Origin of the sequence: Aureimonas sp. D3 (genome assembly GCF_001463805.1) — a bacterium.
Classification (GTDB): domain Bacteria; phylum Pseudomonadota; class Alphaproteobacteria; order Rhizobiales; family Rhizobiaceae; genus Aureimonas; species Aureimonas ureilytica_A.
Genome location: NZ_BBWM01000090.1, coordinates 1 through 6,874, shown reverse-complemented (window position 1 = coordinate 6,874; position 6,874 = coordinate 1). Strand labels below are relative to the sequence as shown.

The following is a 6,874-nucleotide window of genomic DNA, read 5'->3' as shown; positions in this document are numbered from 1 at the left end:
AGGAAGTTTCTGTCTTCGACGCTTCAGGAGTGACGATCTCGCTCATGTCCCATAGATATAGATTACGCCGATAATTCATCGTCGGATCTGTCTCGAAGTTTTGGAAACTTCCCCCGGTTTTTTTGATCAATGCATGGAAGTCGATTTCAGAAAGCGTTGTCTTCAGACCATTAGCCGTTCGATGGTTGTTCAAATCGGCAAGGGACAGGGTACCGGATAGCTTCGACTTGTCTTCCTGGACCTTTGGGACAGGTGAGGCGAAGTTTCCGATCGATCTGACGTGCAGTTTCCTTTGAAATCCGCCTTCCTCATATATTTTGGTGATGGAAATTCTCATCTTTCCATCCTCCCCTTTCACGAGGAACCTCTCTTGGTTTTGCCGAAAACTTCGTATTGCGTCTGAGAGTGTCGTCATCACAGCCATCCCGTTTCAACGAACAAGATGATTCAACAAAACCCTTGGTTGAACCTTTTGACGCCGATCGAACGCGGGCTAAGGACAGTGCGGTCCGGGTACATTTTGCGTATGACTTTCGAAGACCGGCTTGAGACCGCTCTTTCAAGTGGGCTTTGGCCGCGTCAAAAGAACTGACGTCAAAGAGACCATTCGAAATGGATCAACGATGTTCGCGCGGGCCTACCTCCTTGCAACGACCTTGCAGCAGGACGCACCGCGCGCCCGAGGCGTGCTGAGCGCCTTTGCGGCCGAGCGGGGCCTGTGGATCGTGGCTCGCGGCAACGGGAGCGGCGCGAAGCTCGGTCGCCCCGAGCTCCTCCGCCGTCTGTTTGACCGCGAACCCGGCGATGTCCTTCTTGTGGAACAGGTGGACCGGCTGTCCCATCTTTTGGGGCAGCACCGATCGACGCAGCGCAAGGTGCCGAAGAGGCGAGCTGACGATGCGGCGTTGACGGCCGACATCATCGAGCTGGCGACGCAGTATGGACGCTATGGCTATGGTCGGATCGCAGCCTTGCTGCGGGATGCCGGCTGGCTCGTCAACGTAAAGCGGGTGGAGCGCATCTGGCGCCGGGAAGGCCTGAAGGTGCCGGCCAAGCAGCCGAAGCGCGGGCGGCTTTGGCTGAGCGACGGCTCCTGCATTCGGCTTCGACCAGAGCGTCCCGACCACGTGTGGTCCTATGACTTCGTGGAGGACCGAACCTACAACGGGCGGAAGTTCCGCATGCCTGGCGACAAACGCTGAGCGTTTCTCGCCGACGTCATCGACGAGTTTACTCGGGAGTGCTTGGCCATCCGGATCGACCGGAGGCTGCGGTCTACGGACGTCATCGATGTTCTGTCGGACCTCTTCATCCTACGCGGCGTGCCAGGACACATCCGCTCCGACAATGGCCCGGAGTTCATCGCCAAGGCGGGGCCGAGTGGATCGCCGCGGTCGGAGCCAGCACTGCGTTCATCGAACCGGGCTCGCCTTGGGCGGACGGTTACTGCGAGAGCTTCAACTTGGAGCTCCAGGACGAGCTCCTGAACGGCGAGATCTTCTACAGCCTCGCCGAGGCTCGCATCATCATCGAGAGCTGGCGCCGGCACTACAACACCAAGCGTCCACACTCGAGCCTGGGTCACCGTCCAATCGCTCTAGCCGCCGTGCCATGGCCGGCTGCGCCACCCCAATCCGCTTCGCCGGCCACCTCAAACGTCGCCGACAAGCCCACCATCCATTAGACTTGAACAGGGCCACCTAATTGGGGCAGGCCAGATTCGCAAGTCCGCGGTGAACCCATCAGCGAGCGCCGGGTCGATCTCGGCGCGTCCGCTGACACGCACGATGGAATTCCAGGCCTCGACCCTCTCCGCTGCGGACCCGCTGCGGATCGAAGTGCGTTGACGGCGATCAACCGTGAGCAAGGATGCGAGGCTCATGAGCGTCACCGGATCGGAGGACTATCAGACAGGGCGCTTCACAAGAGTGAAGCGTGAAAGCGACCGGCCATATACCCCGATGTCCGGACATTTCATGTCAATTTTCGAGCATATGAGATGCAGTTTGTCCGATTGGCGACTCCCTCGTCGGCAGCCGGGCGTGCCCCGATGATCGCTGCAACCTCACGAGGCTCTCCGGGACGAACACCGCTCCTGCGAGCGTCACCAAAGCGAGGAAGAGTCAGCCAGGAAGGGACGGGGCCCATGCGCCATCTCGCCGTCAGCAAGGGTTCTTAAGACGGCATTGCCGGCGTTCTCGCTGACATGCGGTCCGATATCACGTGGACGCAGGCGGACTTTTATCCCTATGCCCGCGTGTTCCATGAATTGCAGGCGCTCGTTGAAGATGGGGGCACCCGTCTGGCGAGGGAATGGGACGGCCACCAAGCTACGGCAGAGCGCCATGTCGGCGATAACGATGAGGGGATTGCGCGGCCACGATGGCGAACATCCCGCTCCCCGGTCATGTCACGCCGCTGGTCGCGGCCGGTCGGCATGTGGTCCGTGCGGGCGGCCGGATCTCTGCATGGCCGTCCCGCCAAGACCATTCGAAGCGTTGGGTGTTCGTTGGCATCGAACAGACCTGGCCGTTCGAGCGAACGCCTTTCCTACGAGATCGGCAAAATCGGATTTCGTTGGCTCATATCTCGCACCGAAGCTGCGCCCCAACGGGATTGGCCAGTTCCAAAGGCGCGCGGCAAGTGCAGATCGAGCACTTGGATCAATTCAGGAGGGGAATGACATGCCGGTTCATATCGGATGGCGCGGAAGGTTGTTGGCTCAGAAACTGTATATACAAGATAAATTTAAAAAATCTTATAAAACCGAAGCCGATCCCAGAAAAAGAAAGCAAGGATATATCTTTGGAGAGACGGATGAAATGGTATTGAAGTATAGCCAGCAACTCCGCCAATGCATTGTCTCAAACTACGAGATGTATCGCGAGACAGTAGAGAGATGGAATCCTGGCCGTCCTTCATGGAAAACCAGCGGAGCCCCTGTCGAATACGGACGCCGCGCCCGGATTGGCACGCATAGGGGCGGGCAGGCGCGTCAGGGACTCGCCGCATTCGAAGGCGGGCATGAGATATTCACCAATAAAAGCTTCGATAAGATCAAGGTTCAACCGGTATCTGCCGAGGAGTGGACGAACTGTCTGGCGAGGGATTGTCCGCTAGACGAGCAGATCAAGCGCGTTTTCGAAGCGAGACCCGGCATCCAGCTCATATTGATACGCGGCGGTGATGTCTGGGCACGGGCGAACAGCAAGTCGGCAGAGGAAATGATGAAGCTGAAACGCATTGAAATGGGCGATGGCTCTCATTGGGAGATAGTTTGGTCGAATTGCGAGAAGTGATCTCGCTGAACCGTTTCTACTGCGTAATCGTTGTCTTGATCTCATGCCGTCCGCTTTTTGTGGGCCTGCAAACCCTCGATGTAACTTACGGCCTGTGGAAGTGCTGTGTTCGTCGTCATCGAACAGATCTTGGGGTCCGATCGAACGCCTTTCCTGATGAGGTCCGCGGAAACGAGGACCATCGTCAGCGAAGGAAAGGAATGCTCCGTGAGCCCTCTCGACACGATCCAGCGCCTTTATGCCGGCTTCGCCCCCGCCGACCTGCCGGCCGTGCTGGCCGGCATGGCGCCCGACATCGAATGGACGGAGGCGGAGGGCTATCCCTATGCCGGCACGTTTCACGGACCGCAGGCCATCGTGGACGGCGTCTTCATCCGGCTGGCGACGGAATGGGAGGGCTATCAGGCCGTGCCGGATCGCTATGTCAGCCAGGGCGAGGAGGTGATCGCGCTCGGCCATTACAGCGGAACCTACAAAGCGACCGGCAAGAGCTTCCGCGCCCCCTTCGTTCATGCCTGGACGGTGAAGGGCGGCCGGATCGTCCGGTTCGTGCAGTATGTCGATACGGTGCTGGTGCAGCGCGCGTTGCAGCCCTGACGTAAACGCGCGGCGACGGCGAGAGTTTTCGGCGTGTGGCGCCGGGCCTGTGGCGGGCGTCCTTCTGCCATTCGTGGCTCTCGTGCGGCTCGGCAACTGCCAGCTTCGGCCGCCTGAGCGGTCCATCCCGCGCTGTTCCCGGACGCTCCAATCGAGCGCGGTATGGATCGTCGCGCGAATATCTCGAAGGAAAGCAAGGCTCGCGCGCAAGCGAGACTTCTTCTCATGCCGACAGGCGCCCCCCGCTCCAGCGCCTGCCTCTCTGTTGATCCTGCGCCCACAGGCATCCCGCGTCACAAGGGCCCGCCCGGTGACCGCCTTGCCTGACAGCCTAGAAGGTTCGCGAGTTCCATGCGGTTCGACGAGTTCAACACCGGCACGCTCCCACCCGACGAGCGATACGAAGCATGGCGAAGACAGGCTCTCCCGTGCCTGGGTGGGTTGATGCAGACCACGCTGACCGAGGGGGGCTTCTCGGCGCGCTCCCGCACATTCGACTTGACGAGCCTCAGCCTTAGCGACGTGCATCTGTCAGCGCAGACCGCGAGCCGAACCGATCATATGATCCGCTCGGATGGTCTTGCTCCCGTGGCCATCTCCGTCTGTCTGGCAGGCCGCTACAGCGGGCAAACTGAGACCGGACCTTATCGAGGCGGGGCTGGCAGCGTCCTCGTGATGGATTTCGGCGCGCCGTTCGAGCATGTATCGACCAATGCGCATAACGCGATTGCGCTCTTCGAGCGCCGCGAAATCGAACGCCATCTTCCTCGGATCGACGGGCTGCACGGTCTCGTGCTATCGCGCAAGGATGCCGATCCGCTGGTGAGACACGTCGCGGTCTTACTGAAGCATTTGCCTGACATGAGCCAGGACGCGGGTGTGGCTGCGGGAGAGGCGCTGACGCGGACGATCGTTTCCCTCCTCAACCAAACCAGCATCGTATCGGTCAGCGAGGAAGCGCAACTGTCGCGTCTGCGCGCCGACGCGCTTTGGATCATCCGGCAGCGCTACCGCGAGCCCGATCTCGACGTCACACGCGTTGCCGCCCTAGCCCGGACCTCACGCTCAACACTGTATCGCGCCTTCGCGGGCGAAGACGGTATCTCGGCCTGCATCATCAATCTGCGCATCGAGCAGGTCGCCATCGCCCTGCGGGACATTCAGGACAACAGGCTGATCCGCGAGATCGCCCAGTCGGTCGGCTTCGACCAGGTGAGCAGCTTCAACCGGGCCTTTCGCAAGAGATACGGTTGCACACCGAGAGAGTGGCGCGACCGGTTCCGAGGAATCCGTAGCGAAGAGCATCGTCGGGTGCGAGTCTCGGACCCAGATGTATGTCTGCCCCGAAGCACAACGCACCGACGTCCGTCGAACCGCGTCGCGATCTGACCTAAGCTCGCCTTGCGGTTGGGGTTCGTATAAGCGGAGATCCGGCCGGAAACGAGGATTTAAAACCACGCAATCGGGCCGCCAAATGCCGCCGTCCCATCTCAGTGAACTGCGAACACGTCCGCAGGAATGAGCCTATGGCCGAGGGCACATTCTGCCAAGGTGCCGGAGTGCCATCTTTCGAGACACGAACTTCGCGAAATCTTAACCCTCGCCTTATTGGTCATCTGAACTGTTCGATACGCAGTCCGAGATCGCGGGCGACCTTCGACCACGCTTTGTCAGCGGTCACCACAGGGACTGCAAGCTTTTGCCCGAGCGCCAAACAGGCCCGATCACCATGGCTCAAACCGAAAGGCTTGGCGAGGGCGAACATGCCGCCTGCTCGCACGGCGAGATCGAAATCGAGAGGCTGAACGACGAGGCCAAGGGCCTGAACAAGCTGCTCAGCTTCCTCCACACTCATGCCGGTTTGGCAGAGCTTCGAGATCGCTTCTTGGACCGTCAAAGCGGAAACAGCTGCTCCCTCATCGATCCATCGCTCGACCTTTGTCGCGCCTTTTTCGGCAAAGGCATAGGCGAGGATAGCCGAGGTATCGATCACGCAAGCCGTCACGAACCAGACACCTCGCTCGAGTGTGCGGTCTGTTCGTTTTCACGCGCCGCCTCCGCTCGTTTCTCTTGCAGAAATTCCTCCACGATACTGACGCCGGGCTGAGCGTATTTTTTGGCAATCTCCTGGGCTCGCTTGCGTCGAAGCCGTGCCGTGGTCAGAGTGACCTGATCGCCCTCCGCTTCAACTAAGACCTTATCTCCCTTCGTAAGCCCGAGCGCCTTTCTGAGGGCTGCCGGCAAGACGACGCGGCCGTTATCCTGGAGTGGCAATTCGTAGACGACCATCTCATACTCCAAAATGCGTCTCATAGAGAGATAATGCCATTTATATGAAAATGAGATCGCCCTTTCAATCAATGAAACATGCGGTCGAAAGGGTTATAACGCCGCCAGATATGCTGAATTAGCAGAACGAGGCCAAGATCGAACATCCAGTGTCATGTGACGCAAAATGTCCAAACTTGAAAGATCGCCATAATCCGCGCCAAGGGGGCCATTCCGTCAAACGGGACACGTTCAAAACTGATCGTTTAAGGACAGTCTCCGCCAAGCCTGATCAGAAACCAGCTATCCGACGTATCGGGCATGTCCTATAAGATTGCGACGTATAAGGCCGTTTTCGAGGCTCGATGTCCCGCACTTTCGCCTATGTCCGCGTCTCCACCCACGGCCAGACCACCGAAAACCAGATCGGTGAGATCAAGGCCGCCGGCTTCGACGTCCATGCCCGCCGCGTCGTCTCGGAAACCGTCTCCGGTTCGGTCGCCACCAAGGAGCGGGAGGGCTTCACGCGTCTTCTGGACCGGATGGAGGAAGGGGACGTTCTCGTCGTCACCAAGATGGACCGTCTTGGCCGCAACGCGATGGATGTGCGCACGACGGTCGAGACGTTGGCCGAGATGGGCGTGAAGGTTCACTGCCTGGCGCTGGGCGGCGTCGACCTTACCAGCTCGACGGGCCGGATGACGATGAGC

The 6,874-nt window shown here is 59.5% G+C and carries 7 protein-coding genes and 1 pseudogene; 5 read left to right on the top strand and 3 right to left on the bottom strand.

Going from position 1 to position 6,874, the window contains the following annotated elements; all coding sequences use genetic code 11:
- The coding region (locus AUL36_RS24090; RefSeq protein WP_192843901.1) for a hypothetical protein at positions 1-337 on the bottom strand (337 nt) is incomplete at its 3' end.
- Positions 338-842: 505 nt separating this feature from the next.
- Between AUL36_RS24090 and AUL36_RS22815 the strand changes: the two are divergent.
- From AUL36_RS22815 to AUL36_RS22800, 4 genes and pseudogenes are all read left to right on the top strand, one after another.
- Positions 843-1,684: pseudogene (locus AUL36_RS22815) on the top strand (IS3 family transposase); the annotation flags it as partial.
- Between the two features lie 1,000 nt (positions 1,685-2,684).
- Complete coding sequence (locus tag AUL36_RS22810; protein ID WP_156418548.1) at positions 2,685-3,299, top strand: hypothetical protein; 615 nt, start codon at positions 2,685-2,687, stop codon at positions 3,297-3,299.
- Positions 3,300-3,506: 207 nt separating this feature from the next.
- Complete coding sequence (locus AUL36_RS22805; RefSeq protein ID WP_202814782.1) at positions 3,507-3,896, top strand: nuclear transport factor 2 family protein; 390 nt, start codon at positions 3,507-3,509, stop codon at positions 3,894-3,896.
- A gap of 351 nt (positions 3,897-4,247) precedes the next feature.
- Positions 4,248-5,285: a helix-turn-helix domain-containing protein gene (locus tag AUL36_RS22800; protein WP_082656036.1), complete on the top strand. Its 1,038-nt coding sequence runs from the start codon at positions 4,248-4,250 to the stop codon at positions 5,283-5,285.
- A 223-nt stretch (positions 5,286-5,508) separates the two neighbouring features.
- Here AUL36_RS22800 and AUL36_RS22795 read toward each other — a convergent pair whose 3' ends face one another.
- A complete protein-coding gene (locus tag AUL36_RS22795) occupies positions 5,509-5,889 on the bottom strand; it encodes a PIN domain-containing protein (protein ID WP_244497205.1) in 381 nt (126 codons plus the stop codon).
- 8 nt (positions 5,890-5,897) lie between these two features.
- On the bottom strand, positions 5,898-6,185 hold the full coding sequence (locus AUL36_RS22790; protein ID WP_062224541.1) for an AbrB/MazE/SpoVT family DNA-binding domain-containing protein: 288 nt from the start codon (positions 6,183-6,185) through the stop codon (positions 5,898-5,900).
- Positions 6,186-6,529: 344 nt separating this feature from the next.
- Here AUL36_RS22790 and AUL36_RS22785 point away from each other — a divergent pair.
- Positions 6,530-6,874: recombinase family protein (locus AUL36_RS22785; protein WP_192843900.1), on the top strand; the 345-nt coding region annotated here is incomplete at its 3' end.